Raw genomic sequence first — 2,630 nt, 5'->3', positions numbered from 1 at the left:
GGCGTTGTCGAGCATTGCTTCGGCCAAGAGCTTCTTCAGCTTGGTGTTCTCGTCCTCCAACGCCTTGAGCCGCTTGGCGTCGGACACCTCCAGACCACCGTACCGGGCCTTCCATTTGTAGAACGTTGCGCTGGAGATCCCGTGTTTGCGGCAGACATCCGCCGTCGCCGCACCCGCCTCCTGCTCCCGCAAAATCCCGATGATCTGTTCTTCCGTGAACCGACTTGGCTTCATGGTCCATCTCCTCAGAGGTGACGGACTCTACCCATTCTTGGAGGAGTTTGCGGGGCTCAGACCATTCCCACTGCTGTAATACATCGCAACGTCAGATCTTGCTTTATGTGACAATTGGTCAGCTGCTAGTCAGAAGATGCTTTCGGGCGCCTGACACTTGTACGGGACGCCGATCGTCAGACCGCCATCGACGACGATTTCGGAGCCCGTAAGATAAGAGGACTCGTCGCTGAGCAGGAACAACACAGCCTGTGACACTTCCGGCGGCTCGGCCGCCCGCCCAAGCGGAATGGGAAAACTGGAAGAATCGAAGTCCTTTGTCATCCAAGTGTTGATTAACCCCGGATGGACTGAGTTTATGCGAACCCCAGACGCAGCGGCCTCCAAAGCAGCGGACTTGGTTATGCCCCGCACGCCGAACTTGGAAGCAACGTAGGCGTGAAGCCCTGCACTACCCCTCAGCCCCTCGACCGACGAGATGTTGACGATCGAGCCTCCGCCCGCGCGGCGCATGGCCGGCAGGGCAGTCTGCATTCCCAAAAATACACCGGTGAGATTGACAGCAAGGGTCTTCGTCCACTGCTCAAGCGGAAACTGCTCGATAGGAGCAATACTGGCTATGCCGGCATTGTTGACGAGGCCATGCAGCGCGCCAAACTTGCTCTCCGCAGCCGCGATCGCTTGGCGCCATTCCTCTGGCTGAGCGACGTCTTGACGCAGATAGATCGCGGATGTGCCAAGGCCGGCCGCGAAAGCCTCTCCTTCTTTACGAAGAATATCGGTGATCACGACTTTAGCTCCCTCCGCTACCAGCAGGCGCGCATGAGCGGCCCCCATCCCTCGAGCCCCGCCGGTCACCAGAATGACTTTTTCGCTGACACGTCCCATAATTTTGCTTCCTCGACAGTGTGGTGGTGCAAGGTCTTTGCGACATCCACTATGCACTATGTCAATCGACCCCTGGTCGATCTGCTGTGTCCCGCTGCGATGCCCAAAGGCTGTGCGTAGTGCCGTGCAACTCGGCGTGAAAACCAACTCGATAACGATTTCACGTCGTGGACACGCGTCCGCCGCTCAGGCGGTACCGTCGGAGGGTTGAATTGGCATCGCGACATTGGGCCACCTTGTTGAGCCCGACAATTCACGACCGAGTTTCCTCCGGAAGATGGGCGTGGACTGCGGGCGGCGCAATGCCGGTTCCGCGCAGGTGCACGTACTGAGCAGCTCTTCGTGGCTGGCCGCGGGAGTGGGGCGCAGAACGCATGAGGTTCTCCGAGCCTTGCAAATTGGAGTATCCACCCTGTGCAATCGGCGCGCCGAGAATCTGATACGAATGCAAACTCACGCAACTCTTGCAGAGTTGCTGGAGCTGTTCCGACCTTCTCGCGCGACCTGGGTATCCGCTAGCATGCGTTTCGGGCCATGCACAGTGATAGCGTTTCGACTTACCAAGGCTTAGTCGAGCCACCCACAACTTTGAGCCATGCGAGCTCCTCATCCGTTTATGCCCCGCTTGATCATGTCGGACGTTCGACATCCCGCGTCGCCAATCAAACAAGCGGGAAGGCAACAGAAGAAGAGGCGAAGGTTGTCGGCGGCCTTCTCGTACTCCAATTCGACATCTTCAGCCGAGCGGGTCCTATAACACCCAATGAGGTGCTTGGCATCAACGTTGCAGACAACAGATAGAGAGGCCTACCGAGTTATCGTCATCGTCGGTGAGCACGCTTCGCTGGAATGAACGCACAATCGTCAAGCTCATTCTGCAGCACAGAATTGAGGTGCAACGCGCAGAACTGGATGCGTCGTCGGTAAGACGATCGCGATCACCGGATCTATGAGCCGACGGATCACCGAGCCGCATTGGAAGTTGCGCATCACAGTCTCTTCAGGATGCTTCAACAACCGAATAGTCTTGGTGAAATGAGTTAGCTGAATCTTCGATTGCGTCCAAACACTCCAAGAGCGAGGAGGAATGCGATGCCCGACGTCAAAGGTATTCCGCTTGATGCGCCTCTCTACCGTGGGAGCAAAGACCGTGGCAGCGCGTTTCTCGGCTGCCAAGCAATAAGCCTTGTATTCAGCGTGGGGCACGAGGTGTGAGCTGGCCCCGGTTGTCTGAACAGAATATCCGCGTCGATAAGTGGAGCCTCTGCCGGGGTTAGGCTGCCGTGCGGAGCGGCAGCGGGGTGAAGTAGGCTTGATCCGGTGTGCTGCCGTCAAGGCTCGAATGTGGACGGCGGCAATTGTAGAAGTCCAGATAGCGGCCAATCGAGGCGCGAGCGTCGCTGACGCTGTCGTAGGCCCGCAGATACACCTCCTCGTATTTGACGCTGCGCCACAGCCGCTCAACGAACACGTTGTCCCGCCAGGCGCCCCGGCCGTCCATACTGATG

General features: G+C 58.0%; 4 protein-coding genes. All 4 read right to left on the bottom strand.

Annotated elements, in window-relative coordinates; all coding sequences use genetic code 11:
- The coding region (locus E4K64_RS39485) for a transposase (RefSeq protein WP_135167594.1) at window positions 1-234 on the bottom strand (234 nt) is incomplete at its 3' end.
- 129 nt (window positions 235-363) lie between these two features.
- Window positions 364-1,122, bottom strand: coding sequence for a glucose 1-dehydrogenase (locus E4K64_RS39480; protein WP_126262244.1), 759 nt, complete (start codon window positions 1,120-1,122; stop codon window positions 364-366).
- Between the two features lie 870 nt (window positions 1,123-1,992).
- Entirely contained in the window at window positions 1,993-2,298 is a 306-nt protein-coding gene (locus E4K64_RS40825) for a hypothetical protein (RefSeq protein ID WP_164719172.1), read from the bottom strand.
- A 97-nt stretch (window positions 2,299-2,395) separates the two neighbouring features.
- Window positions 2,396-2,630 (bottom strand): integrase core domain-containing protein (locus E4K64_RS39475; protein WP_135161597.1); only part of this gene is annotated, 235 nt, incomplete at its 5' end.

This window comes from Bradyrhizobium frederickii, from assembly GCF_004570865.1.
In the GTDB taxonomy this organism is placed as follows: domain Bacteria; phylum Pseudomonadota; class Alphaproteobacteria; order Rhizobiales; family Xanthobacteraceae; genus Bradyrhizobium; species Bradyrhizobium frederickii.
The sequence above is the reverse complement of the archived record's forward strand: the minus strand, read 5'-3'. Positions and strand labels throughout refer to the sequence as shown.

Coding starts and splice junctions, on each gene's coding strand:
- E4K64_RS39480 (WP_126262244.1), bottom strand. CDS start 1,122: ATGGGACGTGTCAGCGAAAAAGTCATTCTGGTGACCGGCGGGGCTCGA.